Annotated in this window: 15 protein-coding genes; 6 read left to right on the top strand and 9 right to left on the bottom strand. The window is 71.2% G+C overall.

Features of this window, described 5'->3' with window-relative positions; all coding sequences use genetic code 11:
• Window positions 1-79: 79 nt before the first annotated feature.
• Window positions 80-586, bottom strand: coding sequence for an acetolactate synthase small subunit (gene ilvN, locus BLW84_RS06905; protein ID WP_093262582.1), 507 nt, complete (start codon window positions 584-586; stop codon window positions 80-82).
• A 139-nt stretch (window positions 587-725) separates the two neighbouring features.
• Window positions 726-2555: an acetolactate synthase large subunit gene (locus BLW84_RS06900; RefSeq protein WP_093262581.1), complete on the bottom strand. Its 1830-nt coding sequence runs from the start codon at window positions 2553-2555 to the stop codon at window positions 726-728.
• Between the two features lie 414 nt (window positions 2556-2969).
• On the opposite strand from BLW84_RS06900, the gene BLW84_RS06895 reads away from it, so the two are divergent.
• A complete protein-coding gene (locus tag BLW84_RS06895) occupies window positions 2970-3512 on the top strand; it encodes a PH domain-containing protein (protein ID WP_245760991.1) in 543 nt (180 codons plus the stop codon).
• Window positions 3513-3851: 339 nt separating this feature from the next.
• Window positions 3852-5696 carry a dihydroxy-acid dehydratase gene (ilvD, locus tag BLW84_RS06890; RefSeq protein ID WP_093262580.1) on the top strand — a complete coding sequence of 615 codons (1845 nt, stop codon included), beginning with the start codon at window positions 3852-3854 and terminating at the stop codon, window positions 5694-5696.
• Window positions 5697-5909: 213 nt separating this feature from the next.
• Here the strand turns inward: ilvD and BLW84_RS06885 are convergent, their stop codons facing one another.
• Window positions 5910-6686 carry a DoxX family protein gene (locus BLW84_RS06885; RefSeq protein WP_093262579.1) on the bottom strand — a complete coding sequence of 259 codons (777 nt, stop codon included), beginning with the start codon at window positions 6684-6686 and terminating at the stop codon, window positions 5910-5912.
• Between the two features lie 112 nt (window positions 6687-6798).
• On the opposite strand from BLW84_RS06885, the gene BLW84_RS06880 reads away from it, so the two are divergent.
• The 3 genes from BLW84_RS06880 (at window position 6799) to BLW84_RS06870 (ending at window position 9998) form a co-directional block, all read left to right on the top strand.
• Window positions 6799-7764, top strand: a complete 966-nt coding sequence (locus BLW84_RS06880; RefSeq protein WP_093262578.1) for an alpha/beta fold hydrolase — start codon at window positions 6799-6801, stop codon at window positions 7762-7764.
• Window positions 7765-7948: 184 nt separating this feature from the next.
• Complete coding sequence (locus BLW84_RS06875) at window positions 7949-9070, top strand: PQQ-dependent sugar dehydrogenase (protein ID WP_177226327.1); 1122 nt, start codon at window positions 7949-7951, stop codon at window positions 9068-9070.
• A gap of 175 nt (window positions 9071-9245) precedes the next feature.
• Window positions 9246-9998 carry an SDR family NAD(P)-dependent oxidoreductase gene (locus BLW84_RS06870; RefSeq protein WP_093262577.1) on the top strand — a complete coding sequence of 251 codons (753 nt, stop codon included), beginning with the start codon at window positions 9246-9248 and terminating at the stop codon, window positions 9996-9998.
• 363 nt (window positions 9999-10361) lie between these two features.
• On the opposite strand, the gene gatB is transcribed toward BLW84_RS06870, so the two are convergent.
• Genes gatB through gatC form a run of 4 tightly spaced genes read right to left on the bottom strand, consistent with a single transcriptional unit; the run spans window position 10362 to window position 13886 of the window.
• Window positions 10362-11867 carry an Asp-tRNA(Asn)/Glu-tRNA(Gln) amidotransferase subunit GatB gene (gatB, locus tag BLW84_RS06865; RefSeq protein ID WP_093262576.1) on the bottom strand — a complete coding sequence of 502 codons (1506 nt, stop codon included), beginning with the start codon at window positions 11865-11867 and terminating at the stop codon, window positions 10362-10364.
• On the bottom strand, window positions 11864-12061 hold the full coding sequence (locus BLW84_RS06860; RefSeq protein ID WP_093262575.1) for a hypothetical protein: 198 nt from the start codon (window positions 12059-12061) through the stop codon (window positions 11864-11866). Before BLW84_RS06860 ends, gatB begins: the two co-directional genes overlap by 4 nt.
• Entirely contained in the window at window positions 12058-13587 is a 1530-nt protein-coding gene (gatA, locus tag BLW84_RS06855) for an Asp-tRNA(Asn)/Glu-tRNA(Gln) amidotransferase subunit GatA (RefSeq protein ID WP_093262574.1), read from the bottom strand. Before gatA ends, BLW84_RS06860 begins: the two co-directional genes overlap by 4 nt.
• The gene (gene gatC, locus BLW84_RS06850) at window positions 13587-13886 is read right to left on the bottom strand and encodes an Asp-tRNA(Asn)/Glu-tRNA(Gln) amidotransferase subunit GatC (protein ID WP_093262568.1); all 300 of its coding nucleotides are present in this window, start codon (window positions 13884-13886) and stop codon (window positions 13587-13589) included. Before gatC ends, gatA begins: the two co-directional genes overlap by 1 nt.
• A gap of 343 nt (window positions 13887-14229) precedes the next feature.
• On the opposite strand from gatC, the gene BLW84_RS06845 reads away from it, so the two are divergent.
• Window positions 14230-14883: an ACT domain-containing protein gene (locus BLW84_RS06845; RefSeq protein ID WP_177226348.1), complete on the top strand. Its 654-nt coding sequence runs from the start codon at window positions 14230-14232 to the stop codon at window positions 14881-14883.
• A 130-nt stretch (window positions 14884-15013) separates the two neighbouring features.
• Here the strand turns inward: BLW84_RS06845 and BLW84_RS06840 are convergent, their stop codons facing one another.
• Window positions 15014-15499, bottom strand: a complete 486-nt coding sequence (locus BLW84_RS06840) for a GNAT family N-acetyltransferase (protein WP_093262566.1) — start codon at window positions 15497-15499, stop codon at window positions 15014-15016.
• Window positions 15500-15530: 31 nt separating this feature from the next.
• Window positions 15531-17714 (bottom strand): NAD-dependent DNA ligase LigA, encoded by a 2184-nt coding sequence (gene ligA / locus BLW84_RS06835; protein ID WP_425441685.1) that lies wholly within the window; start codon window positions 17712-17714, stop codon window positions 15531-15533.
• Between the last annotated feature and the right edge of the window lie 27 nt (window positions 17715-17741).

Genomic DNA, 17741 nt, shown 5'->3' with positions numbered 1-17741 from the left:
GGGTACCCGCCAGGACGGCTCCGCGGACGAATTCGGCGACAGGTTCTTCGGTTTTCGGCCCTGTGGCGGGGGCGCCGGATCAGCGCACTGCAGTGGCCGTGATGGAACGCGGGCCACGGCCGATCGCGATCGTTCCCGACTGCACCATCTCGCGGACGCCGTAAGGTTCCAGCATTCGCAGCAGCGCGTCGAGCTTATCGGCGGTACCGGTGGCCTCGATGGTCAGCGCCTCCGGCGAGACGTCCACCACTTTCGCGCGGAACAGCTGCACCGTCTCCAGCACCTGGCTGCGCACCGACGCGTCGGCGCGGACCTTGACCAGCAGCAGCTCCCGCTGCACCGCGGCATCGGTCTCCAGCTCCACGATCTTGATCACGTTGACCAGCTTGTTGAGCTGCTTGGTGACCTGCTCCAGCGGCTGGTCGGAGACGGCGACCACGATCGTCATCCGGGAGATCTCCGGGTGCTCGGTCGGGCCGACCGCGAGCGACTCGATGTTGAAGCTGCGCCGGGAGAACAGGCCGGACACCCGGGCGAGCACCCCGGGGACGTTCTCCACCAGCACGCTCAGCGTGTGTCGGGTCATGGGCGCAGTCCCGCCTCTCCGAGATTTGCAGTTGTGGTTGCGTCCAGCTCAATCGCTCGTTTCGAGGTTTCTTGTGGCTGGTTTACGTCACGGTCCCCTGAGGTGCGGTTGAGCAGCACCAGAGTTGACATAGGGCTGCTCATTCATCCTCCTCGAACAGCGGGCGGATGCCGCGCGCCGCCATGATCTCGTCGTTTCCGGTGCCCGCGGCGACCATCGGCCACACCTGGGCGTCCTTGCCCACCACGAAGTCGATCACGACGGGTCGGTCGTTGATCTCCATCGCCCGCTGGATGACGCTGTCGACGTCCTCTTTGGACTCGCACCGCAGGCCCGCGCAGCCGTAGGCCTCGGCCAGCAGTTTGAAGTCCGGGATGCGGTGCTTGTGGGTGCCGAGGTCACTGTGTGAGTAGCGCTCGGCGTAAAACAGGTTCTGCCACTGCCGGACCATACCGAGGTTGCCGTTGTTGATGACGGCCACCTTGATGGGGATGTCCTCGATGGCGCAGGTGGCGAGCTCCTGGTTGGTCATCTGGAAGCAGCCGTCGCCGTCGATGGCCCACACGGCCTTGTCCGGCATGCCGACCTTGGCGCCCATCGCGGCGGGCACCGCGTAGCCCATCGTGCCGAGGCCGCCGGAGTTCAGCCAGGTGCGCGGGTTCTCGTAGCCGACGAACTGCGCGGCCCACATCTGGTGCTGGCCGACGCCGGCGGCGTAGATCGCCTCCGGCCCGACCAGCTTGCCGAGGCGCTCGATGACGTACTCCGGCGACAGGCTGCCGTCGGACGGCCACTGGTAGCCCAGCGGGAAGCGCTCGCGCAGGTCGTCGAGGTCCGCCCGCCAGGCCGTCAGGTCCGCGGTGCCGTGCTGCTCGGTGGCGGCGGCGACCGCGTCGATCAGCTCGGCTATGACCTCCTTGCAGTCGCCGACGATCGGCACGTCCGCGTAGCGGTTCTTGGAGATCTCCGCCGGGTCGATGTCGGCGTGCACGACCTTGGCCTCCGGCGCGAACGACGACAGCTGGCCGGTGACCCGGTCGTCGAAGCGGGTGCCCAGCGCGATCAGCAGGTCGGCGCGCTGCATCGCGGCGACCGCGGCGACCGTGCCGTGCATGCCGGGCATGCCCATGTGCTGCGGGTGCGAGTCGGGGAACGCGCCGCGCGCCATCAGCGTGGTGACCACCGGGATGCCGGTGCGCTCGGCCAGCTGCCGCAGCTCGGCGTGCGCCTCGGCCTTGATGACCCCGCCGCCGACGTAGAGCACCGGGCGGCGCGCCTCGGTGATCAGCTTGGCGGCCTCCCGGACCTGCTTGCCGTGCGGCTTGCTGGTCGGCCGGTAGCCGGGCAGCTTCATCTCCGGCGGCCAGGAGAACGACATGGTCGCCTGCTGGACGTCCTTGGGGATGTCCACCAGCACCGGGCCGGGCCGGCCGCTGGCGGCGATGTAGAACGCCTCGGCGATGATCCGCGGCAGGTCCTCGGGGTCGGTGACCAGGAAGTTGTGCTTGGTGATCGGCAGCGTGATGCCGCAGATGTCGGCTTCCTGGAAGGCGTCGGTGCCGATCAGGCCGGTGCTCTGCTGACCGGTGATCGCGACGAGCGGGACCGAGTCCATGTTGGCGTCGGCGAGCGCGGTGACCAGGTTCGTCGCCCCGGGGCCGGACGTCGCCATGCACACGCCGACCTTGCCGGTGGCCTGCGCGTAGCCGGTGGCCGCGTGCCCGGCGCCCTGCTCGTGGCGCACCAGGATGTGCCGGACCTTCTTCGAGTCGAGGAGCGGGTCGTAGGAGGGGAGGATCGTGCCGCCCGGAATCCCGAAGACGATCTCGCAGCCGACGGCCTCCAGCGAGCGCACCAGTGCCTGAGCACCGGTCAGCTTCACTGGGGCACCGCTGGGCGGCGCGGGCTTGGGACGGCGTCCTGGCGGGGGCGCCGGGACCGGATTCTGCCGAGTATTGGCGCTGGTCATCGGGTCTGCCTCGGGGTCGGGAGTTGGACCGGACACGAAAAAACCCCCGCAGACCCCAAATAGGCCTGACGAGGGTTGGCGCGTCGACGCTGCGAACTTCCTAGGCGTCGACGCGCCGGGGAAGTACGAGAATGTCGTGCAGTCGCAGCATGGCAAGGACGTTAATCAAAGCGACCCGCGACGTCAAACCATGCGGGAAGATCTTCCCGCATGGTGGACGCCTGAGATCGCCCGACGCGGCCTCCTCATCGGGGATAAGCCCAGGTCAGCGGTGCCATCAGAGGTGGTCCGCGCCGTGAGATGTGACATGCGACGCGTGGGCCGAACGCGTCTCGGCGGTCGCGTGGGCGGCTGGTCGCCCGGGGCGTTCGGCCGCCCACTGCGCCGGGAATCGCAGGTGAGACCATCGGAGGCGTGAGCGAGACCCCGCAGGAGCCCGAGCAGCCCGACGCCAAGCAGCCCGCCCCGGAGCCGTCCGACACGCAGCCCTCCGACGCGGAGCAGGCCGCCGAGTCCACCGACGAGCGGACCGCGGAGTCCGCCGACGCGGAGCAGGCCGCCCCGGCGGAGCCCGAGGGCCCGAAGTCCTTGACGTTCCGGATCACACCGGTGGCGCTGCTGGGCGTGCTGGCGGTCATCATCTGCGCCACCCCGCTGGCCACCACCGCGGGCACCTGGGCGCTGCTGATCTACCTGATCCCGCTCGGGTTGGCGGTGTGGATCCTGCGCACCCGCACCACGTTCGACGCGCAGCAGGTGGTGGCGCGCACCATGCTCGGCCGCACCAAGTTCGGCTGGGACGACGTGGTGTCGCTGCGGCTGGACGAGAAGCGCTGGCTCAAGGCCGTGCTGCGCTCCGGCAAGGAGGTCCAGCTCCCGGCGGTGCGGGTACGCGACCTGCCTCAAGTGGCGGCGATCAGCGGTGGGCGGCTGCCCGACCCGACCACGCAGGAGTAATGTCGGCCGCACCGCAACTTCCCGCGCCCACAAGGCGCGGTCCGGGGGCGGGCTCGCAACGCCTCGCCGTCAGGCAAGTGGCGAAGCCACTTCCGGTGGTAGACCGCCGCGACGCCCGACTCGCAAGGCCGAAAGCGGCCGCAAGCGGCGAAGCCGCTTAGCCCACCTGAGCAACTTGCACCGCCGCGGGTTCTCAGAAGTCTTCTCGCGAGGACAGCCCCGACGCCGCGTATTGGTCATGCGCAAGTCGGGGATCCCGGAGCCGAGAAGGCTTCTGTAACTCCCGCAGGGGGGCCGCTACCTGCACCGCCACGCAAAACGAGTTTGGAAACCTTCAAAATGCCTCAGCTGCGCTCCCGCACCACGACACACGGACGGAATGCCGCCGGCGCCCGCTCGCTGTGGCGTGCCACCGGCATGACCGACGACGACTTCGGCAAGCCCATCGTGGCGATCGCCAACTCCTACACCCAGTTCGTGCCAGGCCACGTGCACCTGCGCGACCTCGGCGACGTGGTCGCCGCCACCATCCGCGAGGCCGGGGGCGTGCCGCGCGAGTTCCACACCATCGCGGTGGACGACGGCATCGCCATGGGCCACAGCGGCATGCTCTACTCGCTGCCCTCGCGCGAGCTGATCGCCGACTCGGTGGAGTACATGGTCAACGCGCACCAGGCCGACGCGCTGGTGTGCATCTCCAACTGCGACAAGATCACGCCCGGCATGCTCAACGCCGCGATGCGGCTGAACATCCCGGCGGTGTTCGTCTCCGGCGGGCCGATGGAGGCCGGCAAGGCCGTCGTGGTGGATGGCGTGGCGCAGGCGCCGACCGACCTGATCACGGCGATCTCGGCGTCCGCGAGCCCGGCGGTGGACGAGGAGGGGCTCTCGGAGGTCGAGCGGTCGGCCTGCCCGACGTGCGGCTCGTGCTCGGGCATGTTCACCGCGAACTCGATGAACTGCCTCACCGAGGCACTCGGCCTGGCGCTGCCCGGCAACGGGTCCACGCTGGCGACCCACGCCGCGCGCCGCGCCCTCTTCGAGGAGGCCGGTCGCACGGTGGTGCGCATCGCGAAGCGCTACTACGGCGAGGACGACGAGTCGGTGCTGCCGCGCTCGGTCGCGAACAAGAATGCGTTCGAGAACGCGATGGCGCTGGACATGGCCATGGGCGGTTCCACGAACACGGTGCTGCACACGCTGGCGGCGGCGCTCGAAGGCGAGATCGACTTCTCGCTGGACGACATCGCGGAGACCAGCCGCCGGGTGCCGTGCCTGTCGAAGGTGAGCCCGAACTCCGACTACCACATGGAGGACGTGCACCGGGCCGGTGGCATCAGCGCGATCATGGGCGAGCTCGACCGGGCGGGCCTGCTGCACCGCGACGTCTCGTCGGTGCACAGCGCGGACCTGACCGAGTGGCTGTCCAAATGGGACATCCGCGGCGAGTCGCCGTCGGCGGAGGCCATCGAGCTGTTCCACGCGGCGCCGGGCGGGGTCCGCACCACGAAGGCGTTCTCCACGGAGAACCGCTGGTCCTCTTTGGACACCGATGCCGCGAACGGCTGCATCCGCGATGTCGCGCACGCCTACACCGCCGACGGCGGCCTGGCGGTGCTCAAGGGCAACCTCGCCGAGGAAGGCGCGGTGATCAAGACCGCCGGTGTCGAGGAGGAGCTCTGGCACTTCCAGGGCCCGGCACGCGTGGTGGAGAGCCAGGAGCAGGCCGTGTCGGTGATCCTGAACAAGGAGATCCAGCCGGGCGAGGTGCTGGTGGTCCGCTACGAGGGTCCGTCCGGCGGGCCGGGCATGCAGGAGATGCTGCACCCGACGGCCTTCCTGAAGGGCTCGGGGCTGGGCAAGAAGTGCGCGCTGATCACCGACGGCCGGTTCTCCGGCGGTTCGTCGGGCCTGTCGATCGGCCACATCTCCCCGGAGGCGGCCAGCGGCGGCACGATCGGTCTGGTGGAGAACGGCGACCAGATCCTGATCGACGTCCGCGAGCGCAAGCTGGAACTGCTGGTCTCCGAGGAGGTCCTGGCCGAGCGCCGCGCCAAGATGGACGCCAGCGAGCACCCGTGGCAGCCGGTGGGCCGCGAACGCAAGGTCACGGCGGCGCTGCGCGCCTACGCCCGCCTCGCCACCTCCGCCTCCTACGGAGCGGTCCGCGACGTCAACAGGTGATCGACCTGCCGAACGCGAGGGGCACCCGTCACCGGGTGCCCCTTTCGCTTTGCCCGGAGCGGGCGTTCGGCGAGTCCACCGGCCGCTACCGCCGGGAACTCCGGGTGCACTGCTACCGGATGCTGAGGACCCGGGTCCGGTAGCTCCTCGCGAAAGACGAAGCGGGGGCGCGCACTCGTTGTGCGCGCCCCCGCTTTCCGGGTCGTTCCGAGGTCAGAGGCCGTGGAACAGGATCAGGACCGCTGCGGACGCGGCGACCGCGATGATCAGGGCGATGAACCCGAAGGCCAGCGGGCGGCGGAACCACACGCGCCCGTAGTCCAGCGCCACCCGGCCGGGGCCGGTGAACATCAGGCCGAGGCCCAGCGCGCCGAGCGTCGCCTCGAGCTCGAAACCACCGGAGGCGGCGAAGAACCCGGCGCCGAGCTTGAGGAATATCGCGTTGCCCATCACGCCGACGATGCCGGCGGCGGCCAGCGGCGTGAACAGGCCCAGCACCAGCAGCGCGCCCGCGCCGAGCTCGGTGCCGCCGGTGACCAGGGCCAGCACGGCGCTGTTCTCGAAGCCCATCTTGCCCAGCGCCGCGGCGAAGCCGTCCGGGCCGGGACCGCCGAGGATGCCGAAGAGCTTCTGCGCGCCGTGGGCGAGGAATATCCCGCCCAGCGCCAGCCGCAGGATCAGCAGACCGAGGTCGGCGCCCGCGTTCCAGCCGAAGGGCTTGCGCGGGTCGCCGATCTCGTCGTAGTAGTCGCCCGCCGAACTTCTGCGGTCGACCACGGACGTGGCTTCGCCGTCGCTGTAGCCGTCATCGTCGTCGTAGTAGTTGTACTTCTGCGCGCTGAGGCTCTGCGTGCTCCGCGCACTCGGTGCGCCTTGCGCGGCACTCGGTGCGCCCTTCGAACCCGCTCCGGGTTGTTGGGCGTGCGCGCCGTAGTTTCGATCGTCGGGGTTGCCGCCCGCACCGCCGGGGCGATCGTCGTGAATGCTCACGCCGGACGAGGCTAGGGCATGGTCACCCCAACGTGCGAGTCTTTCCGGCAAAAGCTTTCTGACAAGTGATTTGTTCGATACTGCGCACACCCGGCTGGGGGAAAATGGTTCGATGGCCGATCAGCTGTTCCGTGAGTTCGACGTTTCCGCAGGTGGCGCGCGGCCCCGGGAATGGGCGTCCACGCATTGGACGCCGGAGACCGCGGCGCCACAGGCGGTCCTGGTGTGCCCGGAGCTCGGTGCCGCGCCCGAAATTCTTCCGATGGATTCGTCGGCCCGAATGCTGGGTTGGACACCGGAGAACAATCATTCAGGCACGCTCGGTGATCAAGTGGACGACGCATTGGCCGTGCTCGACGACGCGGGTGTGAAGGATTGCACCGTCGTCGGTTGGTCGGCGGGCACGGTGGTGGCGGTCGAGCTCGCCCGGCGGTTCCCCGATCGGGTGCGCGGCCTGATGCTCCTCGCCGGGCCGCCGACGGCCGCCGCGGACGCGCTGCTCGCGGCGCTCGGCGTGCCGGAGCTCGCCCGGCGGCTGCTCGCCGCGAGCGGCTCCGCCTCGTTGCAGATCTTCGGCGGCCTGCTGACGTCGATCACGTCCCGGCTGCCGGTCACGGAACTCGCGGCGCAGCTCGTGCGGTGCAGCGGCCTGCTGCGCCCCGAGGTGGACCGCGAGGTCGCCGCGGCGGTGCTCCGGCAGCTGCTGCACCGGGACTGGCAGTGGCACCTGGCGATGGGCCTCGCGTGGAGCGCATCGGCCCGGACCCAGGTGACGGGGCTGAGCTGCCCGCTGACCGTCCTCACTGGACGGCACGACGTGCTGGCGGACTTCGCCGGCACCGTCCGGGCGGTCGCGGCGCTGCCACAGGCGAGGGTGCGGCAGCTGGCGACGTCGCACTTCATCCCGTTCGAGGCCCCCGACGTGGTGCGCGAGGAGCTGGCCCTGCTGCTGCGCCGGGTGGAAGCGGTCGAGTGCGCCCGGCTCGGCATCGACCCGCCACCGCCGCCGGTCCCGCGGATCCGCCTGCGCCTCCCGGAGCCGGGCCCGCGCCGCCGCGCCGAACGCCCAGAGCGCTGAACCTTCCGCATCCCGGAAACCGAGGTCCGTTCGCCGCAGATCGAAGGCCCGATTTCCATCGAGATCGCGGACCGAACCGCGGCGACGGGGCCGGCGAGCACCGGCTCACCCTGGGTTCACCCGTCGGCCGATAGGGTCGGGCGTCGTGGCCGCCTCGTTTCGCATGCGTCGTCTTCTGCTGGGCATGACAGCCGTGCTCGGCACGCTGCTGGCCGGCTGCGCGCAGTTCCCCGACGAGCACCCCCGGCCGTGGGGCGACCCGCCCTCGCTGGAGCCGCAGGCCGGCCCGCAGCCGTCCTTCGAGAACGAGTCCTCGCCGCCGCCCGAATCCGGCACGTCGCCGCAGCAACCGAACGCGCCGGTCGGTTGCGAGGACCCCGATCCGGCGGTGGTGGCCACCTGCCTGGATCCGGTCGGCGCGATCGCGGTGCTGCCCGGCGGCCAGGCCGCGCTCGTCGGCGAGCGCGCCACCGGGCGGGTGCTGCGCGTGCAGCGCGGCACGAAACCCGTTGAGCTGGCCCGGATTCCGGTCGATCCCAGCGGTGGCGGCGGGCTCACCGGGCTCGCCCTCTCCCCCACGTACCACGAGGACGAGCTGTTCTACGCCTACGTCACGACCCGCAGCGACAACCAGGTCGTCCGGGTCGCGGCCGGGGACCGGCCCAAGCCGGTGCTGACCGGCATCCCGAAGGGCTCGACGGGCAACGCGGGGGCGATGCTCGACGACGGCCAGGGCTCGCTGCTGATCGCCACCGGCAACGCGGGCAGCCCGGCCAACGCCGCGAATCCGCAGTCGCTGGCGGGCAAGGTGCTGCGCATCGACAGTTCCGGCAAGCCCGTGGCGGGCAACCCGAACCCCACGTCGCCGGTGGTCGCCGCCGGGCTGACCTCGCCGGGAGGGCTGTGCGGCACGCCCGCGCTGGGCATGTACTGGGTGACCGACCGCAGCGGCGGCCAGGACGCCCTGTACCGGGTGCAGCTGGGCGAGCCGCTGGGGTCGCCGGCGTGGACCTGGGCGGAGCGGCCCGGGGTGGCGGGTTGCGCCGCCGACCCGGGGCAGGTCGTGGTGGCGCTGACCGACGCCGCGGCGCTGTACACCCTGCACCCGGCGCCGGACGGCAGCTTCACCGGTCAGCCGACGAAGGTCATGGAGAAGACCTACGGGCGCTTCTCCGCCGCCGCGCTCGGCCCGGACGGCCTGGTGTGGCTGGGCACCGCGAACAAAGACGGCGGCCAACCGATCTCCAGCGACGACCGCGTCCTGCGGATCGAGTCCCCGTCCGCCGGTTCCGCGGGCAAAGACTGACCCGGCTCGCTTGGCGGGCCTACGACGTGGCCGCCGGGACGCTCGTGCTGGTGCGACCGGACGGCCACATCGGCCGGATCACCGAGACCGCGGGCGCTCGCCCATCCGGCCGGTGACGGATTCCGCCGCGCCGTGCCACCCTTCGTTGCAAGATCGTTCGGCGAAGGGTGGATCGATGTTGCGGTTGCGGGACAGGGTCGCGCTGGTCACCGGCGGTGCGGGCGGAATCGGCCGGCAGACCGCCCTCAGGCTGGCCGCGGAAGGCGCGGCGGTCGTGGTCACCGACATCCAGGACGAGGCCGGGGCCGCCGTCGCCGCCGAGATCCGCGACGACGGCGGAAGGTCGCTTTTCTTGCACCACGACGTCGCCGACGAGGCCGCGTGGGCGGCCGCGGTCCGGTCCGCCGTCGACGAGTTCGGGGGCCTGGACATCCTGGTCAACAACGCCGGGATCGCCGACCACGGCACCATCGAGGACACCACGGCGGAGAGCTACGAACGCACCATCGCGGTCACCCAGACCAGCGTGTTCCTGGGCATGCGGGCCGCGGCCGAGGCGCTGCGCGCCTCCGAGCACGCGTCGGTGATCAACATCAGTTCGATCTTCGGCGCCAGCGGCGGCTTCGGCACGAGCCCGGCCTACCACGCGGCGAAGGGCGCGGTCCGGCTGCTCACCAAGAACGCCGCGCTGCAGTGGGCCGATACGGGGATCCGGGTGAACTCGGTGCATCCCGGCTTCATCGACACCGCGATCCTGGCCGGCGCCCGCGGCACCGACCGGGAGGCGGCGATCCTCGCGGTGACGCCGCTGGGCCGCCTCGGCCGCCCGGCCGAGGTCGCGGCGGCGGTCGCCTACCTCGCCAGCGACGACGCGTCCTTCACCACGGGCTCCGAGCTCTACGTCGACGGCGGCTACCTCGCCCGCTGACCCCAACCCGCAGTTTCAATTGAGGTTTTTCCAACCTCAGTTTGCGTGGCGGTGCGGGTAGCGGAACCTCAGAGGCTCCCTGGTCTGTGGATGCCCCTCCTGATGTATGTCCAATACACGGCGGAGGGGCCGTCCTCGCCGAGGGAACCCCGAAGGGGTGGGCACCGTGAACCCGCGGCGGTGCAAGTGTCGTAGGTGGGCTATGCGCCTGCGGCGCATGCGACACCCCATCGACGTGCACCTTTGCGACCCGCGACTGCGGGCTCACCAGGATGAAAAACCCTCATTGAAACTGGGGAGATGCGAAGCGGGGAACCGGAAGTTCCGGTTCCCCGCTTCGGTTCTCGGCCGTTCCGGCGCCCGTTACTGGCCGCAGGCCGCGAGGACGAGCTCGCGGACCCGCTTGGCGTCCGCCTGGCCCTTGGTGGCCTTCATGACCGCGCCGACGATCGCGCCCGCCGCCTGCACCTTGCCGCCGCGGATCTTGTCCGCGATGTCCGGCTGCGCCGCCAGCGCCTCGTCGATCGCCGCCTGCAGCGCCGAGTCGTCGGACACGACCTCCAGGCCGCGGGCCGCCACCACGTCGTCCGGCTCGCCCTCACCGGCGAGCACCCCGTCGACGACCTGCCGGGCCAGCTTGTTGGTCAGCTTGCCCTCGGCGACCAGCGCGATCACCCGTGCCAGCTGCTTCGGCGCGATCTCCAGGTCGGCGAGCTCGACGCCGCGGGTGTTGGCCTGCTGCGCCAGGTACGAAACCCACCAGGAGCGGGCGTCGCCGGAGGGCGCGCCCGCGTCGACGGTCTGCGCCACCAGCTCCAGCGCCCCGGCGTTGACCAGGTCGCGCAGCTCCTCGTCGGACAGGCCCCAGTCCTCCTGCGCGCGCTTGCGCCGCTCCCACGGCATCTCCGGCAGGGTCTTGGACAGCTCCTCGACCCACGCCCGGGACGGCGCGATCGGCACCAGGTCGGGCTCCGGGAAGTAGCGGTAGTCCTCGGAGGTCTCCTTGCGGCGGCCCGCCGACGTGCCGCCCGTGGACTCGTCGAAGTGCCGCGTCTCCTGCAGGATCGAGCCGCCCGCGGTCAGCACCGCGGCGTGCCGCTGCATCTCGAAGCGCACCGCGCGTTCCACGCTGCGCAGCGAGTTGACGTTCTTCGTCTCGGTGCGGGTGCCGAACTCCGTCGTGCCCTTCGGCATCAGCGACACGTTCGCGTCGCAGCGCAGCGAGCCCTGGTCCATCCGCACGTCGGAGACGTCCAGCGCGCGCAGCAGGTCCCTCAGCGCCGAGACGTAGGCGCGCGCGACCTCGGGAGCCCGCTCCCCGGCACCGACGATCGGCTTGGTGACGATCTCGATCAGCGGCACGCCTGCCCGGTTGTAGTCCAGCAGCGAGTAGTCCGCGCCGTGGATCCGGCCGGTGCTGCCGCCCATGTGCGAGGACTTGCCGGTGTCCTCTTCCATGTGCGCCCGCTCGATGTCGACCCGGAAGGTCTCGCCGTCGTCCAGCAGCACGTCCAGGTAGCCGTCGTGGACGATCGGCTCGTCGTACTGCGAGGTCTGGAAGTTCTTCGGCATGTCCGGGTAGAAGTAGTTCTTCCGGGCGAACCGGCACCACTCGGCGACCTGGCAGTTCAGCGCCAGCCCGATCCGGATGGCGGCTTCCACGGCCTTGCCGTTGAGCGCCGGCAGCGCACCAGGCAGGCCCAGGCACACCGGGCACACCTGGGTGTTCGGCTCGGCGCCGAAGGCGTTGGCGCAGCCGCAGAACATCTTCGTCTTGGTGGACAGCTCCACGTGCACTTCGAGCCCGAGCACCGGGTCGAACCGCGCGAGGACCTCGTCGTAGTCCATGATCTCGGCGACGGCGGTCACTTGTCGTCCTCCCCCTTGCGCAGGGCCCGCACGGCCAGCGCGGTGCCGGTGATCAGGCCGAGCGCGGTGATGACCACGTCCGCCAGCGCGAGCTTGTCCTTCTCCTCCCGCGCTGCGCGGAAGCTCGACCGCAGCCCGAGGGCCGCCGAGAGCACCGAGGCGAGCTGGAACGCTGCTTTGATCTTCGGGTTCATCGCGCGACCTCCAGCTGCGGAACACGGTTGATCAGCGGGCCGTCCTGGGTGGCGTTGCGCGCCGCCTCGTAGGCCGCGCCGACCCGGTAGAGCCACTCGTCGGCCATCGCCGGGGCCATGATCTGCAGCCCGACCGGCAGGCCATCCTCATCGGACAGTCCACACGGGACGCTCATGGCGGCGTTGCCGGCCAGGTTGGACGGGATGGTGCACAGGTCCGCCAGGTACATCGCCATCGGGTCGTCGACCCGCTCGCCGATCTTGAAGGCGGTGGTCGGCGTCGTGGGCGACACCAGCACGTCGACCTGCTCGAACGCGGCGGTGAAGTCGCGGGTGATCAGCGTCCGCACCTTCTGCGCCTGGCCGTAGTAGGCGTCGTAGTAGCCCGAGGACAGCGCGTAGGTGCCGAGCATGATGCGCCGCTTCACCTCGGGGCCGAACCCGGCCTCGCGGGTCAGCGACATGACCTCTTCGGCGCTGCGCGCGCCGTCGTCGCCGACGCGCAGGCCGTAGCGCATCGCGTCGAAGCGGGCGAGGTTGGAGGAGCACTCGCTCGGCGCGATCAGGTAGTAGGCCGGCAGCGCGTAGGTGAAGTGCGGGCAGGAGACCTCGATGACCTCCGCGCCCAGCGCGGACAGCTGCTTGACGGCGGCGTCGAAGGCCCGCTGCACGCCCGGCTGGTAGCCGTCGCCGGAGAGCTCGCGGACCACGCCGACGCGCACGCCCTGCAGGCCGCCCGAAGCGCCCTGCTCGGCCGCGGCGACGACCTGCGGCACGGGCTGGTTGATCGAGGTGGAGTCCATCGGGTCGTGCCCGGCGATCACCTCGTGCAGCAGCGCGGCGTCCAGCACCGTGCGCGCGCACGGGCCGGGCTGGTCCAGCGACGAGGAGAACGCGACGAGGCCGTAGCGGGAAACGCCGCCGTAGGTCGGCTTGACGCCGACCGTGCCGGTCACCGCGCCGGGCTGGCGGATCGAGCCGCCGGTGTCGGTGCCGATGGCCAGCGGCGCCTCGAACGCGGCCAGCGCCGCCGACGAACCGCCGCCGGAACCGCCGGGGATGCGCTCCAGGTCCCACGGGTTGCGGGTCGGGCCGTACGCGGAGTTCTCGGTCGACGAGCCCATCGCGAACTCGTCCATGTTCGTCTTGCCGAGGATGACCACGCCCGCCTCGCGCAGCCGGCGCGTCACGGTCGCGTCGTAAGGCGGAACCCAGCCCTCCAGCATCTTGGAGCCGCAGGTGGTGGGCATGTCGGTGGTGGTCAGCACGTCCTTGAGCGCCAGCGGCACGCCGGCCAGCGGCGACGTGGTGTTCCCCGCGGCGCGCTCCTCGTCGACCCGCCGCGCGGCGGCCAGCGCCCCGTCGGCGTCGACGTGCAGGAACGCGTGCACCTCCTGGTCCACGGCGGCGATCCGGTCCAAGTGCGCCTGCGTCACCTCGACCGACGTGACCTCGCCCGCCTGCAGCTTGGCGGCGAGCTCGGATGCGGTCAGCCCGGTCAGGCTGCCGCCGGATGCGGTCGTCATCAGGCCTCCTCGGTCAGGATCCGCGGCACGCGGAACCGGTCCTCTTCGGCGGCCGGCGCCGCGGCGAGCGCCTGCTCGCGCGACAGGCCCGGCCGCACCTCGTCATCGCGGAAAACGTTGGTCACCGGCACGGCGTGGGAGGTCGGCGGGATGTCGTCCGCAGCGACCTCGCCCACCTTGGCCACCGCATCGAGGATCTGGTCGAGCTGGCCGGCGAAGGTGTCGAGCTCGGCCTCGGTGACGGCCAGCCGCGCCAGGCCGGCGAGGTGTGCGACCTCGTCGCGGGAGATCTTGGACACTGCGAAGGCTCCCTGGTCATGTCCGGTTTCACGGGTACAGCTCAGTCTATGGCGATGCCCGGACCCGCTCCTGGAGGGGGCGCGGGCGCCGCCGGGGCCGCCCGGGCCCGCGGCGGTTCCACTGCGGATCACCGGGCCGCCCGCCCGCGAAAACGCCCGTGACACGACGGAAAACCGCAGGTACTTCCACTCCGTGGACGCCGGGCGCACCGCGGGGGCGTCGCGTCTGACACAATTTCAATTGCCAGTTCCTCGCACGAGGAGCCGCTGCAGTGCGGCCTCGTGCGGTAGCGAGAGCGCGGCCGGCGAGGTGTCGCGCACGAAGCTGGAGGCGTTGAGTCCGGTGTCCTTCCTCATCCGGGTGCAGATACCGGACCGGCCCGGCAACCTCGGGTCGGTGGCGAGCGCGCTCGGCGAGATCGGTGCCGACATCCTCAGCGTCGACGTCGTCGAGCGCGGCAACGGCGTGGCGATCGACGACCTGGTCGTGGAGCTGCCGTCGGGCCGGCTGCCGGACGTGCTGATCACCGCCGCCGAGTCGGTCGACGGCGTGGAGGTCGACGCGGTCCGGCCGTACGCGGGCGTGCTGGACACGCACCGCGAGCTGGAGCTCGTCGAGGAGATCGCGGCCGAGCCGGCGAACGGGTTGCAGATCCTCGCCGAGGGCGTCCCGAAGATCATCCGATCCGGTTGGGCGGTCGTCTTCGGGCACCGCTCGGGCGGCGCGGAGCAGCTGGCGGCCAGCACCTCGGCCCCGCAGGAGGGCTACCTGGAGCTGCCGTGGCTGCCGCTGGCGCGGGCGGCGATCCTCGACGGCGACGAGCCGTGGGTGCCGGACACCTGGAAGGAACTGGGCACCGAGCTGGCGGCGACGCCGATCGGCAAGCCGGACCGCGTGCTGCTGGCGGGCCGCCCGGGCGGCCCGATGTTCCGCACCGCGGAGCTGGCCCGCCTGGCCCACCTCGCGGGCATCGTCTCGGTCGTCCTCGACAGCTGAGAAGATCCGTTTCCAGGCTCGTTCTGCATGGCGTCGCGGCGGCGGTTCCGCAGCACTCGTGAGCGCTTCGGGCTGCTATCGCGGTCCAAAACACTCACGAGCACCCGACCTGTTGAGATGGCCGGATCGGTCAGAGCTCCAGGGCGTAGCCGAGCAGGTGGACGTCCACTGCCGGGTGCCAGTCGCGGCCGGGACGGCGCTCGAAGCCCAGCCGCTCGTAGAGGCGCCGGGCGGGCTTCACGGAGTCCCGCACGCACAGCACGACGCGCTCCATCCCCTCCGCGCGCGCCCGGTCGATCACCGCCTCCACCAGCGCCTGGCCGACTCCGTTGCCCGCCGCCTCCGGCGCCACGGCCAGCATCCGGAACTCCAGCTCGCCGGGCCGCGCGAGGTCGGCGTACGAGCTGTCGTGCCGCACCAGCGTGACCGTGCCCAGCACTTCGTCGCCCTTGACGGCGACCAGCAGTTCGGCGTGCTCCGCCCGCCCGGCGGCATCGCGCAGCACCACGGTGTAGTCGATGTCGTCCGACAGATTCCCGCTCTCCGTGTAGGCCCGGGCCGAGATCTCACCGATGGCTTCGTACTCGGCCGGCCGGGCCGCGCGGATCGTCGTCATGCCGCAGATCGTGCCACCTCCGGCGGACAGATCACTCCTCCTCGGTCGGCAGCGCGACCCCGGCGGCGGCCTCCGGGCCGTCGTCGAGCAGCACCCGGAACCCGTTCTCGTCGAGCACCGGGACCTTGAGCTGCACGGCCTTGTCGTACTTCGAGCCCGGCGAGTCGCCGACCACGACGAACGCCGTCTTCTTCGACACCGATCCCGCCGCCCGGCCGCCGCGGGCCATGATCAGTTCCTTGGCCTCGTCCCGGGAGAACGTCTGCAGCGTGCCGGTGACCACGATGGACAGGCCTTCGAGGGTGCGCGGGATCGACTCGTCGCGCTCGTCGGCCATCCGCACCCCGGCGTCCCGCCACTTGCGCACCACCTCGCGGTGCCAGTCGATCTCGAACCACTCGCGCACGGCCGTGGCGATGGTCGGCCCGACGCCGTCGGCGGCCGCGAGCTCCTCCTCCGACGCCGCCTCGATCCGGTCCAGCGAGCCGAACTCGCGGGCCAGCGCCTGCCCGGCGGTCGGCCCGACGTGCCGGATCGACAGCCCCACCAGCACCCGCCACAGCGGCTTCTCCTTGGCCGTGTCCAGGTTCAAGAGCAGCTTGGCACCGTTGGCCGACAGGTTGCCTTCCTTGGTCGTGAACAGCGGCGTCTTGAGCAGCTTCGGCTCGTCGAGGTCGAAGATGTCGCCCTCGTCCTCGATCACGCCGGCCGTCAGCAGGGCGCCCGCGGCCTCGTAGCCGAGCGCGTCGATGTCCAGCACCTTCCGGCTGGCCAGGTAGAACAGCCGCTCGCGGCGCTGTCCCGGGCAGCCCTGGGCGTTCGGGCAGCGCAGGTCGACGTCGCCCTCCTTCTGCTGCGCCAGCGGCCATCCGCACTCCGGGCACACGGCGGGCATGACGAACTCGCGCTCGTCGCCGGTGCGCACGTCGACCACCGGGCCGAGCACCTCGGGGATCACGTCGCCGGCCTTGCGGATCACCACGCGGTCGCCGATCAGCACGCCCTTGCGGCGGACCTCGTCGGCGTTGTGCAGGGTCGCCATCGACACCGTGGAGCCGGCCACCTTCACCGGTTCCATCACGGCGAACGGCGTGACCCGGCCGGTGCGGCCGACGTTGACCTGGATGTCCAGCAGCCTCGTGGTGGCCTGCTCCGGCGGGTACTTGTAGGCGATCGCCCAGCGCGGCGCGCGGGAGGTGGTGCCGAGCCTGCGCTGCAGCGGCACCTCGTCGACCTTGATCACGATGCCGTCGATCTCGTGCTCCGCGGAGTCGCGGTGCTTGCCCCAGTAGTCGATGTGCGCGACCAGCTCATCCACAGTGGACAGGACGACGGTGTGCCGGGAAACCGGCAGGCCCCACGCCTTCAGCGCCGCGTAGGACTCGGACTGGAGGTTCGGCTCGAAGCCGTCCCGCCTGCCCAGGCCGTGGCAGATCAGCCGCAGCGGCCGGCTGCGGCTGACCCGCGGGTCCTTCTGCCGCAGCGACCCGGCAGCGGAGTTGCGGGGGTTGGCGAACGGCGGCTTGCCCGCCTCCACCAGGCTGGCGTTGAGCTCGGCGAACTCGTCCACCCGGAAGAACACCTCGCCGCGCACCTCGACCAGCGCGGGCACCGGGTACTCGTCGGTCCCGGTCAGCTGCTCCGGCACGTCGCCCATGGTGCGGACGTTGAGCGTCACGTCCTCGCCGGTCCGGCCGTCGCCACGGGTCAGGGCGCGCTCCAGGCGCCCGTCGCGGTAGAGCAGGTTGATCGCCAGGCCGTCGATCTTCAGCTCGCACAGGTAGTGCACGTCGGTGCCCACCTCGCGCTCCACCCGGTCGACCCAGGTCTGCAGCTCCTCGGCGCTGAACGCGTTGTCCAGGCTCAGCATCCGCTCCAGGTGCGCGACCGGGGTGAACTCGGTGGAGAAGGTGCCGCCCACCACCTGCGTCGGCGAGTCCGGCGCCTGCAGCGCCGGGTGCTCTTCCTCCATCTGCTGGAGCTGTGCGAACAGCACGTCGAACTCGCCGTCGGAGACCGTCGGCGAATCGAGCACGTAGTAGCGGAACTGGTGGCCGCGGACTTCCTCGGCCAGTTCCGCGTAGCGCTCGCGCACCTCGGCGGGCACGTCTTCGACGCCTTCCGCGGAGCTGCCGGCGGCCGGGTCGTCGGGCACGACCTCCTCGGCTCCGGCCACTGCGTCGTTCGGGGCGAGATCCACGTCCTTGCTGGTCACGCCCCGAGACTAGCGAGCGCCCCCGAC

Origin of the sequence: Saccharopolyspora shandongensis, assembly GCF_900106995.1 — a bacterium.
GTDB lineage: Bacteria > Actinomycetota > Actinomycetes > Mycobacteriales > Pseudonocardiaceae > Saccharopolyspora > Saccharopolyspora shandongensis.
The sequence above is the reverse complement of the archived record's forward strand: the minus strand, read 5'-3'. Positions and strand labels throughout refer to the sequence as shown.

Coding starts and splice junctions, on each gene's coding strand:
- ilvN (WP_093262582.1), bottom strand. CDS start 586: ATGACCCGACACACGCTGAGCGTGCTGGTGGAGAACGTCCCCGGGGTG.
- BLW84_RS06900 (WP_093262581.1), bottom strand. CDS start 2,555: ATGACCAGCGCCAATACTCGGCAGAATCCGGTCCCGGCGCCCCCGCCA.
- ilvD (WP_093262580.1), top strand. CDS start 3,852: ATGCCTCAGCTGCGCTCCCGCACCACGACACACGGACGGAATGCCGCC.
- BLW84_RS06880 (WP_093262578.1), top strand. CDS start 6,799: ATGGCCGATCAGCTGTTCCGTGAGTTCGACGTTTCCGCAGGTGGCGCG.
- BLW84_RS06875 (WP_177226327.1), top strand. CDS start 7,949: ATGACAGCCGTGCTCGGCACGCTGCTGGCCGGCTGCGCGCAGTTCCCC.
- BLW84_RS06870 (WP_093262577.1), top strand. CDS start 9,246: ATGTTGCGGTTGCGGGACAGGGTCGCGCTGGTCACCGGCGGTGCGGGC.
- BLW84_RS06860 (WP_093262575.1), bottom strand. CDS start 12,061: ATGAACCCGAAGATCAAAGCAGCGTTCCAGCTCGCCTCGGTGCTCTCG.
- gatA (WP_093262574.1), bottom strand. CDS start 13,587: ATGACGACCGCATCCGGCGGCAGCCTGACCGGGCTGACCGCATCCGAG.
- BLW84_RS06840 (WP_093262566.1), bottom strand. CDS start 15,499: ATGACGACGATCCGCGCGGCCCGGCCGGCCGAGTACGAAGCCATCGGT.